The organism is Paenibacillus dendritiformis, assembly GCF_021654795.1.
Taxonomy (GTDB): Bacteria; Bacillota; Bacilli; order Paenibacillales; family Paenibacillaceae; genus Paenibacillus_B.
On sequence record NZ_AP025344.1, the window covers coordinates 78,837 to 94,657 of the forward strand.

The window sequence follows — 15,821 nt, forward strand, 5'->3', positions numbered from 1 at the left end:
GTTTGATTCATTCAAAATATCGAAGGTAGACATCCTCCAAATTCGGCTTTACGGTTCGTGATTCCATATGCTCCAATGCTCCATCATGAATGATTCGTACCCAGATACCGCTTGAATCGCTCGTAATCTGGCTAACTTTGAAGCGGGACTGCACCTCGGCAAGCTCAGACTCTGTGACGCGCACCTCATGGACTTTCCCTTCCATGCCGGCCAGGATGCGAGCGGGCTCGTCTTTGACAAGAAGCTTGCCTTCCTTTATGAGAAGAATTTGCTTCGAGATGAACTCGATATCGGACACGACATGGGTTGCGATAAGCACCATTTTGTTCATGGCGATGGTAGATATGAAGTTGCGTATGCGTATGCGTTCTTTTGGATCAAGCCCTGCGGTCGGCTCATCCAGGATCAAAAGCATCGGATCATTCAACAGCGCTTGGGCGATCAGAATACGCTGCTTCATTCCGCCAGAGTATGCGCCAAGCTTCGTATCCGCATCCTGGCGCAGATTCACGATGTCCAGCAGATCATTGATTCTTTCTCTAGCCTGCGGCGCCTTGATCCCTTTGAGAGCGGCGATGTACCATAGAAATCTCCGACCCGTGAAATGATGATAAATTCCTTGCTGCTGAGGCATGTATCCTAAAATATTCCGATACTCCTTGCCGAGACGAGAGATGCTCTGATCGTTATAACGAATTTCTCCCTCATCCTGCTTCAACTGGTTGGTAATCAAGTTCATTAACGTAGACTTGCTGCCCCATTCGGACCCAATATGCCGTATATTCCGGGAGAGAACTCGGCACTGAAGCGATAGATGACATTCACGAAGCTGCCCGTAATTCCGCGGGCTTTCTGCAGCCTGAGCAAGTAATCCCTCTGTTCTTCAATGAATTGAAATGCTTTCGCTTGCTTGGCGAACTCCTCCAGCTTCACCTTTTCCGTATTATAGACCGTAAAATCAATGCTGCCGGACATATATTGGTCATACCAATAAGCGAACTGCCGCGGCAGATCATCATATTTATCATCCCAATCGATCTGCTGATATACGAGAACTCCTGCGAGCAGCAGCAGGAGGATACTTTTCCCGGAGATGAACAATTTAAATCCTTCATGCATCAATAGGGAATTGGTGCGCCGCAGCTTGAACCATGCCTCGTGCAGTCTTCTCCGCCAGCGATCCCAAGGAAGCTGAGAGCCGATCCCTGCATCGGACACATATAGCCACGCGCATAGGCAGCAGCATCATCACAGCCCCGCCAAGCCAATACGTCAATGTCGTCTTCTTCACCGGGTAACCGAATACATTCAGGTTGCGATAATCGGCAAGGAGCTGAAAGGAATCGTAGAATGCAACCACATTCATATATTTGAACATATTCAGGTATGAATTCGGATGAATCACGGAATAGCATAGAAAGCTGCTGCCTAACAACGCCGCTGTCGCCAGGTAGACTCCTCCGGCCCGGCGAAATAATAAGAACAAGGCGGCAAGCGTCCAGGCAAACAATAGGTTGGCTGCCCCCTTCAGCAGCAGATACAGGAGCAGGAACTGTCCTGCTGTCAATGCTTCGACTGCACCCTGGAATGACGGCATCGATTGGATATAACGGTGAAGGTCTCCAAAGCCATACAACTGCTCGCTTATCACCAGAATCGATCCATGATAGAAGAGAGTCAGCAGTACGGTCAGCAGGCTCAGAACAACCCATTTCGCGCTCCATAGGTCAAGCAGACCATTGCGCGTGGATCGGATCAAGCGGGTCAGCCCTTCTTCCAGTCCCAACTGCAGCGGCAAGCCGCGGAGCGGTTCGAAGTCATGCACCGTTTTCCCAATATTGCGGTAGGAGTAAGTTCCCTCCTGATAGAAGATGGAGACCGACAGCATCTCTTCTGCTCGAGTGCCCATTTCTTCCATCGTCCGCCGATACTGGTCTATATGCTCGTATTGCTTTTTGATTCGTTCGATGAGATATAAATCCCGGCCAATCAGCTCCGGGTTGCCTGCATACGGACTTTGCTTATAACGCTTATACTCCTGAGGGTGGGCTTGCTTCGCTTCATTAACAGCCTGTTCCCAGATCTCTTCGGCCATGCGCAGGATGAATCAACTGCATGAGAGCATGAAGACCGTTATTCAAGATCGGGTCGAAGGGGATTTTATCGAGACTGGCGTTAGGAGAGGCGGAGCCTGCATCTTTATGAGGGGATTCCATCAAATTCAAGATCCGCTGATTCAGAGTGACTACTATGGCGCATATTGGAGAAAGTCCAAATAAACAAATGGAAGCGAGAGCTGGTATCCCATCTATAGCGGCGTACCAGCTTTTTGCATATCACAATGAAGAATCGCTATAGCTTCAGCGTATGCTTCCGTTCCAAGCGACGCAGAAGCTTTCTCGTGATCAGGTATGAGATGATAACGGAGATCACCAAGGCTAGCGGAAATCCAGATTGCGGTGCCTCTACGGAGCGGAGGAGCGGGACGATGATCGCCTGGGTAAGGATCAGAACGACAAGAAAGCTTAGAGTGGCATGTACATACTTTTTTAGCCGGTTCATGGTTGGACCTCCTATTGCGGAATAAGACGCTTCCTGAAAATCAAGCCTAGTCATCATTATCGGAGGAAATGGGAAAATTGTGAAGAGGAAGGCAGCATGCGCCCAAATAACCGAACCAAAAACCGCCTCTCCCCAATGAACGGAGGAAAGGCGGCTTCACGAACAATCTATCTCCAATTAACGGACTTTTGTAACCGGATATGGGTGCGGCAGCTCGATGCCCGCCCGTTGGACGATCGTCCGGGCCGTGTCTTGCACGCGATCGAGAATCGCGTCCTCGTCCAAGGTGAGAATGCGGCGATCCTTCATCAACCATTGTCCGTTGCACATCGACGATTCGACGTTGCTGGAATGCATCGCGTAGACGAGGGTCGATACCGGATCATGCACCGGCAGCACGCCCGCGCTGCGCGGATTGATGATGATAAGGTCGGCCTTCTTGCCCGCCTCCAGCGATCCGATCTCATCCTCCCAACCGAGGCAGCGCGCTCCGTTCACCGTCGCCATCTCCAACACCTGCACGGCCGGCAGCTTCGTGGGCGTAAGCGTGCGGCCCTTGTGAATCAGCGCGGTCAGCAGCATCTCGTCGATCATGTCCATACGGTTGTTGCACGGCGCTCCATCCGTTGCGATGGATACGGTAATGCCGCGTTCCAGCATTTCCGGAATGCGGGCGAAGCCGAGCACGCGCATCGCGGCCGCCGGGTTGTGCGATACCTTCACATCATGCAGGCGGAACAGATCGATCTCCCGATCCGTCATCCACACGGTATGAACGGCCAGCATATTCGGGCCGAGCACGCCGAGGTGCGCGAGATGCTCTACGGTCGTGCGGCCGCGCTGCTCCTCCACGAAGCGGATCTCCTCCGGAATCTCCGCCACATGCATATGGATGCCGACGCCATGGCGATCGGCCAATTGCTTCGTGCGCACAATCAGCTCGTCCGAGCAGTTGAAGATCGTGCGCAGGCCGAACCACACGCGCAGGCGTCCGTCCGCCTGACCGTGCCAGCGCCCGAACAGTTCCTCCTGCACGGCGAGCGATCGCTCCGTCGATTCCCGCCATGGCTCCGGCAGCCCTTCCGGCATATCCATCGTCGCGCGGCAGAGCACGGCGCGAAGGCCTGCCTCCTGCACCGCGCGGGCGATGCCGTTCACTTCCTTGCCGCCCGCCTCCGCGAACGTCGTGACGCCCGAGCGGATAAGCTCCAGGCTGCAAGCCAGCGCGAACAGATACGCTTCTTCCTCCGTCATGCAGCTCTCATAAGGGAAGACGCGCTTGTACAGCCAAGTGAGCAGATCGACATCGTCGGCAATGCCGCGGCCGAGCTGCTGCATCGTATGCACATGCGTATTGATCAGCCCCGGCATGACCGTCTTCCCGTTCAGCTCTACTGCTTCCGCGTCCGCCCTCACCTCGGACGGATCGACAGCGCCAATCGCCTTGACGCGGTCGTTCTCAATCAGCACATCGCCATTCTGGAAGACGCGGCGCTCCCCGTCCATCGTCAATATCCAGCCGTTCTTCAACCATATTTGTCCCACCGGATAATCCCTCTCTTCGCTTCAGCAGATTATATCGTCATTGTTTAGTAATTCCCATCATTCCATGTTTACGATACCAGTTTAACTGCCTCGATGTCAATAAAAACACGAACGATTTTAGATTTTATTCAATTTAATGTTCGTATTTGGTAAAGAACGGGAGCGGCGGACAGCTTGTCGCATTTTTACAATCCTTGCTGAAGGGAAGACGCTATAATCGAAGCAATCACGCGGCACAATAATTTGAGAGGGAGCCTTCGGCTCCGAGAGCAGAGGAGTGAGTGACATGGAAGATTTGAGATACGAGTTCTATATCGGCGCCCCTGTCGACACGGTCTGGAATACGCTAATGTCGCCGGAAGGGACGCGCCAAATCTTTTTTGGAAGCGAGCTTCGGTCCACGTTCCAGGTCGGGGACAGGTATGAATACGTAGGACCGGGCAATGATGGCGACGAGACCGTTCACGTGTATGGCACCGTGCTGCACTGCGAGCCGAACAAGATATTCAGCGGAACGGAGCATCCGGGCCCGTCCTATTACAGCAATCATGCCGAGCTGGAGACGAGAATCACCTTCACGCTGGAGACGGTTGGCCAATGCACGAAGTTGACGCTAGTCAATGATCAGTGGCCGGCCAACCATCCTTCCTACGCTAATGCCAGTTCCCATTGGTGGATGATACTCTCTAACGTCAAGACGCTGGCCGAGACGGGCAGAACGCTGGATCTCGGGTGGTAGCCGGCTTCATTGCACGGGAAAAGAGATCCTTACGTGAAAAGAGCACCTGCATCTCGCGGTGCTCTTTGGCATGTGTAACCTGCTTGATCACAGGTATTTATTCCGCGATTATCCGCATTCTCACCTGGCTCCGTTCCTGAATTCGGGGAGAAGCATCGCGAGCAGGCGCAGCGCTCCTCTCAGCCTGACCGGCTTCCGAGTCTTCCGCACGTAACGGTAATCCGTCAATTCCACCCCCGCATCACGCCTCGCATAGGCGAAATCATCGTCCAGCATCAGCCGGTACTCCCATACCCGCTTTTCCCAGGAAGGAATCCGCGCCGCCATGAAGCGATCCTCGACCGCCGGATGGATATAGGTCTCGACAATGCCTTCCGGCAACTCGTACAGCTTGCCTATCAGCATCCGCTTGAAGCTGTCATAGGTTTCTCCTTCTTCGATAAAATACGGGTGCGAAAGCAGGTAATCGGGCAGGGGAACGCCCAGCGCATCGGCGAGGGCCGCCACCCTCCGCAAGGTCTGATGCGCCCCGGGGATGGAGGCGAGGAGATGATCACGCTCATCGATGCGCCGGAACAGCCGGAAGGGCAAGCCCCAGCGGGAGCAGCGCCACAGGATATAGGGCAGGAAGCTTCGGCCCGTGGCCATCCCGTACAGGCTTCCCATATGATTGTCGACATGAGAGATGTCGATGCCAGCTTGGCGGGCGGCCTCGAACTGGGCGTGCAGCTCTCTCTTCACGTCGGGAGCCTTCGCGCTCCGTTCGAACGCTTCTACGGTGGCGTGCAAATAGCCGGAGACATCATGCAGGGACGGTCCGCCGGTTAGGCTGCTCCAGCGGTACCCCTCGAATTCGCTGGTCAGCGTGAGGTGCAGGCCGACATTGCGCTGGCCGGTCCGCCTGCACCATTCCGCGGCTTCCGCGAAGGCCGGAGCGGGAGGCATAATCGTGGCGGAGGATACGGCGTCTTCCTCCAGCAGGCGGATGATGGCCTGATTGGCCGCCGGACTCTGCCCGAAGTCGTCGCAATTGAGTATGAGTCGAGTGCGAATATGGCGCTGAGTCATGATGTATGGCTCCTTCCATAAGATTGGGGCTCATCAGGTTGCTTGACGGACATAGATAGAAGAAAGGCGGCAGCCAGCAGACAGAACGGCACGGCGCTGATCAATACCCGGAACGTTCCTTCCGGGTTCGGCCCGGGGTTGTCTCCGCTCACATAGCCGAAGAGCAGGCCGACGACCCAGAACGACAGGGCCGAGATCAGCCCGCTGGAGCGGGTGATGAAGCCGCCGACAGCCGTATAGACACCTTCGCGGCGCCGCCCCGTCTTCGCGAAGTCCCGGTCGATAATCTGACTGCTCAGCACCGGCGGCGTCACGAGGAAGCCGGCCAAGCCGAACCCGACGAGGATGCCCGCGGCGATGCCGCTGGCGAGACCGCTTCCGAACCAGAGCGGGAGGACGGACAGTCCGTAGGCGGCCATGGACAGGCGCCAGCCCCGGATGCCGCCCAGCCGGTTGACGATCCAGTACCAGACGGCGACGAGCGGGATAACGGAGACGAAGACGGAAGCCAATAGCAGGGAGACTTGAGATTCGGGAATGTTCAACACATATTTGGCGTAAAAGGGGATCATGGAGCTCACCAGCCCGTTCACGGTCTGCGCGAACGAGTTGGCGATATTGAAGAGCAAAAATTCCCGGTTCTTCAGGGTCTCGCGGAACGCTTCCTTCAGTAGAAGCGGCGGCTCTTGCTGAATGCTCTTATTTTCCTGGATGGAGCTGGTGCACAACAGCATGAACACGGCGAAGAGGAGGGCATAGACAAGGGACATATAGCCGAAGCCGATGAAGGCAAATAGAATCGGCGTCAGGGCAGAGCCGATCAGGATGGCGGCGATCTGGAAGCCTTGCTGTATCGCGGAAGCTTGCGCTCGCAGGCGCTCCCCGCGGAACAATTCCGGAAATAGCGCCCCATAGTTGACCCAGATGACGGTCGACACCGCTTCGAAGAGCAGGAGCGCGATGAGGAACCAGAGGAACAGGCTGTTCTGGTGCTGCGCCAATCCTGGCGGCACGGCAAAGATCATGCAGAACGTCAGCATGAACAGCGGAATGGATGCCCAGAGCCACGGCTTGCGCCGACCGAAGCGCGTGCGGGTGCGATCGGACCAGTGGCCGAACAGCGGCTGGTTGACGGCATCCCAGATTAGGTAGATCGTGCGGGCCAATGCAGCCAGCCCGACGCCGAGCCCCAGCTTCTCGACATAGTAGTAGCTGTAGAACGCGCTGAAGGCTTGCGTGGGCACCATCATCGCGAACATGCCGAGCGCGTAGGACAGCGGGGAATTCACCCAAGTTCCGCGCATCAGAGGCTCCTCCATTCTTGGGAACAGTCTGCCGTCTTTTATGGGACGTTCGCTGAACGGCCCCCATACGGCGCGGAATGACTCCGCTACTTACGTATGTATGCGGCCGGAGCGCGAATTAGAAGGAGACCCGGCCTGCCGAGAGGCCGCTGCCGGGCGGCGCTTGGCGGGCCGGCCAGCGAACCCTTCTCCCGCGGTCATTGTTGCTGCAGGTTGGCGAACAACTGATCAACTTTGCCTTTATCCGGTATGAACTCCTGCGTCAAATTTCTGAGATCCTGTTCGTTCTCGAATTGATCCAGGTCTTTGCCGTACCAGCTCTGCAATTGATCTCGGGTGATATGGTAACTCTGGCCCTCCAACTCCAGATGGACCTGGTCGACATTCCTTACCAAGGCGAACAAAAAGGTGGCATTGAAAATGACGGTCTCTCGAATGTCGCTCTCGGTCATCGGTGAAGCCGCCTCGTTGTATTGCACCGTGATGCGGTAAGGCTTCTCGGCCGTGCTCAGCGAGAACTGCTTCACCCGGTCGCTCTGCGGAAGCATCCCCAGAATGCTGCCGATGGCGCTGTTGTCGCCGACATAGGAATTTTTATACTGAAAAATATCTTTGTCTCCCGTGCCTGCGTTGCGGCTGTTCGAGTCGCAACCCGCGAGCGCGAACAACAGGACAAATAAAAAAATCAAAGTTCTGCTCATTTTCATCGATGATCCTCCCCGTTCGGTACCCTCGATGTCGAAGGATAGCGTCATTCGAATTCCTTGTTCGTCTTCAGCAGCGTCAGAATATCTTTGGACGCGTAGCCTGTGGCGATGACAAGGACAATAATTCGATTAATTATAAATAATACTATCATTAGAAAAAATAGTAAAGAAAATGAATATAGCAAAAGCCGTTCCTTAACGAACAACAGGCAAATGATCGCGGTGTATGCCGCGATTCCCGCGGCAACCTGGCCAAAAATACGATTAATGTTGCCGGCGTATATATGTTGAATCATCCGATTTCCATATCCGAACTGTTTTAAGATGCCCATATCTTTCTGCTGCACCTTTAAAAAGGAATGAAACGACAGCAGCACATGGGATGCGGTAATGATGAGAATAAGACTGGCGAGCGAGACGGACAACACAAGCGTATTGTTCATCGATTGGCTGAAATCGTCGAAAGCTTTGAACGTATAATTGGTATTATACCCCTTGTCGTTCACGATCTCGGCAATCTTCTCGACTTGGGACAAATCCTCCACATAGATATACATCTTCCTCAGCGCTTGAATGCCGAAGGGATTGTCCTCGTCGTATTGCGCGACGAATTCGTCCCACGAGACGGAATACGCCGCCTCAATCATATCCTTGAACGTTGCGCTGCCGACGTACACGCTATCCAACTGTTCGTCATTATACAGGGAGAAGGGGTTGTTCTCAGCTACCCCGGTGTGGTGCGTGACGGTATAATCCGCGAAGCGGCTGCTGCTCAGGCCGTCTTCATGAATGTCAATCACGGGAATCCGCAAGGTGGCTGCGGGCCCCTTGTCGGTCTGGCCGCAGGTTACCGCACGCTCCAGGCTGCAGTCTCCCAACAAGGCGGCGGCGTCCTCGTCCAGGCCGTAAATGAAGTGAGTATTTCCCTCGCTGTCCTGAATGCCGAAATTAAACTGATATTCTTTGAACAGACGGTACTTCGTCCCGGACCCCAGCGAAGAAATGTGATCGCGCAAAATAGGTTCATCGGCAAATTGCAAGGGCACGGCGTGCATGGCGTTCCCTCTGGCCGAAGTAATCTCGATCGTATGCGTATTATGATTCGCAATAAAATCTTTTTCCACTTGCAAGTACTGGTTAATGAAAAAGACAGACGCCGTTGATATTAACACGAGCGAGACGACGAAGAGTAAAATCGATATTTTCAGGTGCGAGCTGGATTTCTTCCGGATCAGACGAGAGATGTTGGCCGCTAATTGTTTATCGCTTTTCATCATGCAATCTCCCATGCTCCAACGTTAGATTGATGCTGGCATCAATGAGCCGGTTGTTTTCATGACTGACGATGATGACTAATTTCTGATGAAACACTGACATGATCGCTTCATAAATCGTTTTTTTATTGTGCAGATCCAGCTTGGAGGTCGGTTCATCCATCAAAATAATGTCGGGATCCGAGATGAGGATGGAGGCCAACTGGACTCGTTGTTTTTCTCCGCCCGAGAGCATCGATATTTTCCGGTCCGCCAGATCGAGGATATTGAACCGGGCCAATGTGCCCTCGGCAAGCGGGAGGAAGCCTGCGTCATCGCGATTGAGCGCGCTATACTTAATATACATGTTCTCTTTTGCCGTCAGATTCGAGAATAGCATTTCATCCTGGAACAGATATTCGATTTTTGTATTCGGCGGCATTTCCAGCCGGCCGGTATCCGCCTCAATATATCCCGCGATAATATTCAGCAGGGTCGTCTTGCCGGAACCGCTCTCCCCTCTGATAATATAGATCCGGCCAGCCTGGAATTCGAAATCGAGGGCGTCGAGCAGCAATTTGTCTCCGAACTGCTTGGATATGTTAATCAAACGCAGACTGCTCATTGGTCCCCCCTCGGCTTCAATGGAATGTGAGCGATATGCCCTTGGCCGTAGACCGTAATCTGATGGTCCTCAATCGCAAAATCAATGATGTTGCTTGCGGTTCCAATCACTTGCTTGGTGGCGGTATCGATGGCGTCGAGGGCGAGGTTGGCATTGCTGTCAGGATAGATTTGAATCAGAATGCCGTTCCCGGAATCGAAATAGTTGAGGGGCTGCTTCACAAAACGTTCCTCGTCGTTGTAAATATATTGATGATCCGACACCAGCAGGCGGCCATTCAAGGCATATAATTCGCTTGCTTCCAGATTCTCTCCCACGAGCTGCGGCTTGCTCGACAAATCCGTGACGTCTAACGCAAACAGCGAGTAAGCGTTCATGGCTTCCTCATAAGTAGTGTAGTACAGCTGCTCGCCGATTAAGACTCCCGAAGACACAAGCCCTGTTACATTTGAAAAGTCGGACAGCGTATTGTCCGGGTTCAACTGCGCGATGGAACGCTTCGATTCCGTACCTTCCTCGTCATAATAGCTCCGAATAAACAAATGCTTCCCGCCGTCCGTCGCCAGAGGGAACACGGCTTCGTTTTTCTCGTCTGCGAGGCGATGGACCTCTGCGATCTCCTTCCGGTCGACCGACAGAATGGCGAAGCCGTTCGTGAGGCTGTTGCCGGCGGTAAAGTAACGGTTCTTCGCCTCATTGAACTCATACTGGATGTAATTGACGATATTGGACTGCTGTTCAACGGTTTTGGCATCTACATTATAGGATAATAATTTCTGGGAATAGCGGTTATACAGGTAGATGCAATTCACCGTTGAACCGCACTCCGGCAGCGCGATCCTGGGTGGAGCGTCTGCTATCGTGCCGGGGCTGCTTGTGCCGCAGCCCGTGGCCAAGGAACAAAGAATGAACAGGAATGCGAGCGTGAACTTTTTCATTTCTCCCCCTCATCGCAATGGTTGCCGTCTATCGTGACAAATAAAGAATCGACAGATGCGTCTGCCGATTCTTTATTTAATTGGATACGTTCTTTAATTATACGCCAGCGCTGATCTCGTATGTTTTCGGATCGCTTGAGAGCTTCACCTGTGCCTTGTTGGTCGTTACAATCGTTCCGCTCCGGTAGTCTTTCTTCGGTCCGATGACGATGTTCGAACGCCAATCCGAGGATTTGGAGCCGTTGGAATTCTCCCAATATTTTTCCTTCGTAGAGATCGACTGCCATGACGAGCTGCCGCCGGCGCTGGCTCCGTCAGCGGATACGCCCATGCTGATGGAGGCGGAACTTCTTAATGACGCGGTGCTCTTCCAAGAGGCTCTTACTCTTTGCACGGTTTTGGAGCCGCTATAGACCGCCGATACTTGCCAATCCCATTGATACGTGTTGCCGGAGGATGTCGGCGACGTACTTCTCCATACATTCGATGTTAATTTGCCTTGACCTCCCGGAATGGTTAACGATTTGGCCTGGGAATCAGCGAAGGACACCCCGGAAAATAAGGACAAGCTAAGCACAGGTACGGACAATAGTGCCAATAATGATTTGTTTACTATCTTCTTAGTACGCATCACCAATGAGACCTCCATGAATAAAGTGATATATTTGAAAGCTGGCCAGCTAATCAAATCATACCGAAGCATGGATCGAACCTAAGCAATGATGAGATGGAATCGCTGCTGAAGTAAGGGAAGCGGGCATAAGTACCGGTTTATGTCGCACACGGAGCAGGTCACAATCAAAACGTACGGGAGTTAAGACGCTTCCCTATGTAATATTTAAACTAGCGTCCATAAGAAATTGTCTATGATGCTGCGGGAGGACTGCATTCTGATGCAACGAACCTCGGAATAAGAGTCCAGTAAAGGGGAATATTGGAAACGCATGTACATCAATAACACTAGCATCAAACTCCTTTTTTGTAAAGATTTATTTTTTGGCGGCATGATATAATACACCCATACTCATTCTGCCCGAAGAGGTGAAGCGCATGACCGTAGACGATATCATGAAGAAGCTGGAAGCGATGGGATCGGAGCAGACGAAAAAGACGTTCATCCGGCACGGGGCCCAGGAGCCGCTGTTCGGCGTCAAGGTAGGGGATCTGAAGAAGCTTGTCAAGGATGTGAGGAAGGATCAGACGCTCGCCCGGGCATTGTACGAGACGGGGAACAGCGATGCCATGTATTTGGCGGGGCTGACCGTGAATCCGAAGACGATGGACAGGGAGACGCTGCAGGCTTGGGCGAAGCGGGCCAATTGGTATTTACTCGCGGAGTATACAGTGGCGGGGGTAGCGGCCGAAAGCCCGCATGCCCTTGCATTGGCCCGGGAATGGATGAAATCGGACGACGGGATGATCGCCGCCTGCGGCTGGAGCACGTACGCGAACTACATCTCGATTACGCAGGATGAAGACTTGGATCTGGAAGAGATCCGCCGGCTTCTGCAGCAGCTCGCGGCCACGATTCACAGTGAGAAGAACCGGGTGCGCTATGCGATGAACATGTTCGTGATCGTCGTCGGCTCCTATGTGCGCCCTCTGCACGAGGAAGCGGTTCGAGTGGCCGAGGCAATTGGGAAGGTGGAGGTTCATATGGGGCAGACCGCGTGCAAGGTGCCGGATGCCGCGCCTTATATTGGGAAGACGGTTGCCGCCGGCAAGCTGGGGACCCGGAAGAAGACTTGTATTTGTTAAGGAGTGGACAGAATGGAAGCGACCGCACAGCAGGTGGCGGAATGGATGGTAGCCGAGATTCAGGCGAAGGGAGTCGTCCATCAGAGCGATGTGATTGCGTATGTGCGCGCTCATTTCGGCGAAGCGTTCGTGTTCGTGAATGAGAGGGGCCATGCGTCGTTGGACAAGGAAGTGAAGAAGGCGTTCCGGAAGCTGCACCGCGGCCGGATTGCCTGGGATCGGGACGGCTTCTGCTGGGGGTGGACATAAGCGTGGCGCAGGCAAAATATTACGTCGTATGGGCCGGCCATCGTCCCGGCGTCTATGCAAGCTGGGCGGAATGCAAGGCGCAGACGGATAACTATAAAGATGCTAAATACAAATCCTTTCCATCCAAGGCCGCGGCGGAGCGGGCCTATCGGGACGGCTGGCAGAAGCATTGGGGCAAGAAGAAGGACGGGACAGGCGCTCCAGCCCGGGGAGGCGCGGCTGCCAGCTCCCCGCCGGCCGAGGTGGATTACGACAGCATCTCGGTCGATGTCGGCACGAGGGGCAATCCGGGGCCGGTGGAGTACCGGGGCGTGTCCACGCGGACGGGAGAGGTGTTGTTCGCCGTCGGTCCGATTCCGAACGGCACGAACAATCTGGGAGAGTTCCTGGCTATCGTGCACTCGCTGGCGTATTTGAAGCGGAAGGGCAGCAGCCAGACGGTGTACAGCGACTCCCGCACCGCCATGAAATGGGTGCGGGAGAAGAAGGTCGCCACCACCCTGGAGCGCAACGAGTCGACGAAGGAGATCTGGAATCTCGTCGATCGGGCGCTTGCCTGGCTCCAGACGAACACCTATAGCAACAAGGTGCTGAAATGGGACACGAAGGCATGGGGCGAGATTAAGGCCGATTACGGCCGGAAATAGGGAGAGCCGCCATGGAGGCAGAGTAAGACGGGGGCGGCAGATTGGGCAGGCACCATCCGCCCAATCCAGGCATATGCTACCACCATAATCGAAGGTGGGGGGATTATGTTGGCGGAAAGTGAACGGAAGAAGCATCTGGCTTGGCATGAGACGATGGAAATGCACGAGTTGACGGCATTCCAGGCAAACCATCTGATGGCATTCAAAATGATGCTGGATGACGTCAAGGATGCGAAGCTGCGCGGATTATACGAGGAAGCTATCTTCGCAATGGAGAACAACTTGAAGGAACTGCTCGGCTACTACCCGATGGCCCCGGCATTTGTTCGCCATAAGGGCGATGGAGCGGATTTGACCGGGTTCTACGCCGGACATCTGCTCGGCTTCTGCAAGACGTCGGTCCGGAGCTACGCCATCGGCATTACCGAGACATCGACCCCTTCGCTGCGCCAGACGCTGAAGAAGCAGCTCAATGCCGCGATCGACCTGCACGCGAAAGTGTTCCATTATATGCTGGATCGCGGATATTATCCATCATACGACCTGCCGAAGCTGTTGGAGAACGATATGAAAAACGCCAACAAGGCATTGTCGATGTAATAGAGCTGGCTCTGAGAGGCTCTTTTCCTGTTATCCCGGGAAAGGGGCTTTTCCCTATTTCGCGGGACTTGGCGTCTTTTCCGCCGGAACAGGCCCGTCCTCCGCATATCTTTCCTGTTGAAGTGTGACCATTGTTGCTCAAGCTTCGGTGAAGAGATATTATTATAAATATGGACATTCAATGTGGAAAGTGAGCGAGTACAGATGGGGCGTAAATGGAATAACATTAAGGAAAAAAAGGCGTCAAAGGATACGAACACGAGTCGCATATATGCCCGGTTCGGCAGAGAGATTTATGTAGCTGCGAAGCAAGGGGAGCCGAATCCCGAATCAAACCAAGCCTTGAAATTTGTAATTGAGCGCGCCAAAACATACAATGTGCCGAAAGCAATCATTGATCGGGCGATTGAGAAGGCCAAGGGCGGCTCGGATGAGAACTATGACGAGCTTCGCTACGAAGGCTTCGGTCCGAACGGGACGATGGTCATCGTGGACGCTCTGACCAACAACGTGAACCGGACAGCGTCCGAAGTGCGTGCCGCATTCAACAAAAACGGCGGCAGCCTCGGCGTCAGCGGTTCAGTCACTTATATGTTCGATCAGACCGCCGTTATTGGTCTGGAAGGCAAGACCGCCGAGGAAGTACTGGAGATTCTGATGAATGCGGATCTCGATGTGCGGGACATCCTCGAGGAGGATGAGGCGGTCATTATCTATGCAGAGCCCGATCAGTTCCATCAGGTCCAGCACGCTCTGCGCGAAGCGGGCACCTCGGAATTCACCGTAGCGGAGCTGACCATGCTGCCTCAAAGCTATGTCACCCTCCCGGAAGACGCGCAGGCGCAATTTGAAAAAATGATTGATGCGCTGGAAGATTTGGACGATGTGCAGCAGGTCTATCACAACGTGGATCAATAGAAGCTTGCCGCGGAAGGCACGCGGAATGAATCGCACCCCTTAGAGAACGAATCCGCCGTTGAATGGGTCGTGTTCTTCTCGGGGGTGCGATTTTTTTTACAGAAGATTACGCTCGCAGGGAAAAATCACCTTGATCGGTACGCCGCGACTGCGGGCCGACGCTGCCTTCGCCATGACCGGAATATTGGAATGGAACAGCGAGGCACAGACGGTCCAATCGACGAGTTGAAATGAGTGCTTGGCGGAACACGATCGAACAGCGGGGGAAGGCGGGGCTTCCGGAGCTCGAAGCAGCCGATGAGGCCAGGCCGTGAGGGAAACGCCCCGGTTCGGCCCGCGGTCTGCCGGCCCATCCCGGCCCGCCGCGGCCCGCCCCGTCCGAGCCTTCAATGGCCGGATAATGCGGGTGCCACACGGGACTGGTAGCCGCCCTTGCTTCTCAGCGCCCGACTTGCCGGAAAACTGCAAAACTGCAGCTTTTCCTTATCACATCTCCTTCACTGCGGGAGTTCCTGCAAATCTGCATCATTTTCTGTATATAAAAGAGATTTACAGCAAGAATCCTCCAGAAATAATGCGCTTTTCAGGCTGTTGAGAAAGAAGTTTTGAGTAGGAAAATGGATATTTCCACCATTCTGAAAACTGCACCATTTCCCTGGACACGCCCATCCGGCAGTCGAAATCCGCAAAACTCCACGATTTCTCCAGACGCTCCTATTCAGTAAGCGAAATCCTGCATAAATACAGCAATTCGATAGGGACGACTAGTCCAGAAAGGGAATCCTGCAAAATGACAGGAATTTTCCCCGTTTCGCTTCTGCTCGAAGCAAAAGGGCCTAAAATGATGTAGATTTGCAGCAATTCCTCGGGATGGGGACTCATTAAGCCGAAATTCCTGTAAAATAGCA

At 53.9% G+C, this 15,821-nt stretch carries 18 protein-coding genes and 1 pseudogene; 7 read left to right on the forward strand and 12 right to left on the reverse strand.

Features of this window, described 5'->3' with window-relative positions; all coding sequences use genetic code 11:
• Window positions 1–7: 7 nt before the first annotated feature.
• From L6439_RS00385 to L6439_RS00395, 3 genes are read right to left on the reverse strand one after another with little or no spacing between them, the layout of a single operon-like run.
• Window positions 8–739 (reverse strand): ATP-binding cassette domain-containing protein, encoded by a 732-nt coding sequence (locus L6439_RS00385; protein WP_237096691.1) that lies wholly within the window; start codon window positions 737–739, stop codon window positions 8–10.
• Window positions 739–1,101, reverse strand: a complete 363-nt coding sequence (locus tag L6439_RS00390; protein WP_237096692.1) for a hypothetical protein — start codon at window positions 1,099–1,101, stop codon at window positions 739–741. Before L6439_RS00390 ends, L6439_RS00385 begins: the two co-directional genes overlap by 1 nt.
• Before the next feature lie 10 nt (window positions 1,102–1,111).
• Entirely contained in the window at window positions 1,112–2,095 is a 984-nt protein-coding gene (locus L6439_RS00395; protein WP_213468527.1) for a hypothetical protein, read from the reverse strand.
• Between the two features lie 4 nt (window positions 2,096–2,099).
• Between L6439_RS00395 and L6439_RS00400 the strand changes: the two are divergent.
• Window positions 2,100–2,219, forward strand: a pseudogene (locus tag L6439_RS00400) (TylF/MycF/NovP-related O-methyltransferase); the annotation flags it as partial.
• Between the two features lie 133 nt (window positions 2,220–2,352).
• On the opposite strand, the gene L6439_RS00405 reads toward L6439_RS00400, so the two are convergent.
• Both L6439_RS00405 and L6439_RS00410 read right to left on the reverse strand, forming a co-directional pair.
• Window positions 2,353–2,562, reverse strand: a complete 210-nt coding sequence (locus L6439_RS00405) for a hypothetical protein (protein WP_168180822.1) — start codon at window positions 2,560–2,562, stop codon at window positions 2,353–2,355.
• Between the two features lie 177 nt (window positions 2,563–2,739).
• Complete coding sequence (locus L6439_RS00410; RefSeq protein ID WP_213468529.1) at window positions 2,740–4,107, reverse strand: amidohydrolase; 1,368 nt, start codon at window positions 4,105–4,107, stop codon at window positions 2,740–2,742.
• A gap of 286 nt (window positions 4,108–4,393) precedes the next feature.
• Between L6439_RS00410 and L6439_RS00415 the strand changes: the two genes are divergently transcribed.
• Window positions 4,394–4,846: an SRPBCC family protein gene (locus L6439_RS00415; RefSeq protein ID WP_213468530.1), complete on the forward strand. Its 453-nt coding sequence runs from the start codon at window positions 4,394–4,396 to the stop codon at window positions 4,844–4,846.
• Between the two features lie 120 nt (window positions 4,847–4,966).
• Here the strand turns inward: L6439_RS00415 and L6439_RS00420 are convergent, their stop codons facing one another.
• From L6439_RS00420 to L6439_RS00450, 7 genes are all read right to left on the reverse strand, one after another.
• On the reverse strand, window positions 4,967–5,914 hold the full coding sequence (locus tag L6439_RS00420) for a polysaccharide deacetylase family protein (RefSeq protein ID WP_213468531.1): 948 nt from the start codon (window positions 5,912–5,914) through the stop codon (window positions 4,967–4,969).
• Complete coding sequence (locus tag L6439_RS00425) at window positions 5,911–7,218, reverse strand: MFS transporter (RefSeq protein WP_213468532.1); 1,308 nt, start codon at window positions 7,216–7,218, stop codon at window positions 5,911–5,913. Before L6439_RS00425 ends, L6439_RS00420 begins: the two co-directional genes overlap by 4 nt.
• A 197-nt stretch (window positions 7,219–7,415) precedes the next feature.
• Window positions 7,416–7,925 carry a DUF4825 domain-containing protein gene (locus tag L6439_RS00430; protein WP_168180814.1) on the reverse strand — a complete coding sequence of 170 codons (510 nt, stop codon included), beginning with the start codon at window positions 7,923–7,925 and terminating at the stop codon, window positions 7,416–7,418.
• Between the two features lie 44 nt (window positions 7,926–7,969).
• Window positions 7,970–9,202: a hypothetical protein gene (locus L6439_RS00435; protein WP_237096693.1), complete on the reverse strand. Its 1,233-nt coding sequence runs from the start codon at window positions 9,200–9,202 to the stop codon at window positions 7,970–7,972.
• Window positions 9,186–9,803 (reverse strand): ABC transporter ATP-binding protein, encoded by a 618-nt coding sequence (locus L6439_RS00440; protein ID WP_168180810.1) that lies wholly within the window; start codon window positions 9,801–9,803, stop codon window positions 9,186–9,188. Before L6439_RS00440 ends, L6439_RS00435 begins: the two co-directional genes overlap by 17 nt.
• Window positions 9,800–10,741 (reverse strand): hypothetical protein, encoded by a 942-nt coding sequence (locus tag L6439_RS00445; protein ID WP_213468534.1) that lies wholly within the window; start codon window positions 10,739–10,741, stop codon window positions 9,800–9,802. The genes L6439_RS00440 and L6439_RS00445 overlap by 4 nt, the downstream gene beginning before the upstream one ends.
• 97 nt (window positions 10,742–10,838) lie before the next feature.
• On the reverse strand, window positions 10,839–11,372 hold the full coding sequence (locus L6439_RS00450; protein ID WP_168180848.1) for a hypothetical protein: 534 nt from the start codon (window positions 11,370–11,372) through the stop codon (window positions 10,839–10,841).
• A gap of 419 nt (window positions 11,373–11,791) precedes the next feature.
• On the opposite strand from L6439_RS00450, the gene L6439_RS00455 reads away from it, so the two are divergent.
• The 5 genes from L6439_RS00455 to L6439_RS00475 all read left to right on the forward strand — a co-directional run bounded on the left by L6439_RS00455 (window position 11,792) and on the right by L6439_RS00475 (window position 14,913).
• Complete coding sequence (locus tag L6439_RS00455) at window positions 11,792–12,499, forward strand: DNA alkylation repair protein (RefSeq protein WP_213468535.1); 708 nt, start codon at window positions 11,792–11,794, stop codon at window positions 12,497–12,499.
• A 12-nt stretch (window positions 12,500–12,511) separates the two neighbouring features.
• Window positions 12,512–12,748: a DUF6953 family protein gene (locus tag L6439_RS00460; protein WP_168180805.1), complete on the forward strand. Its 237-nt coding sequence runs from the start codon at window positions 12,512–12,514 to the stop codon at window positions 12,746–12,748.
• Between the two features lie 2 nt (window positions 12,749–12,750).
• A complete protein-coding gene (gene rnhA, locus L6439_RS00465; protein WP_213468536.1) occupies window positions 12,751–13,395 on the forward strand; it encodes a ribonuclease H in 645 nt (214 codons plus the stop codon).
• Between the two features lie 105 nt (window positions 13,396–13,500).
• Complete coding sequence (locus L6439_RS00470; RefSeq protein ID WP_168180802.1) at window positions 13,501–13,995, forward strand: spore coat protein; 495 nt, start codon at window positions 13,501–13,503, stop codon at window positions 13,993–13,995.
• Between the two features lie 204 nt (window positions 13,996–14,199).
• Window positions 14,200–14,913 carry a YebC/PmpR family DNA-binding transcriptional regulator gene (locus tag L6439_RS00475; protein WP_168180800.1) on the forward strand — a complete coding sequence of 238 codons (714 nt, stop codon included), beginning with the start codon at window positions 14,200–14,202 and terminating at the stop codon, window positions 14,911–14,913.
• The last annotated feature ends 908 nt before the right edge of the window (window positions 14,914–15,821 follow it).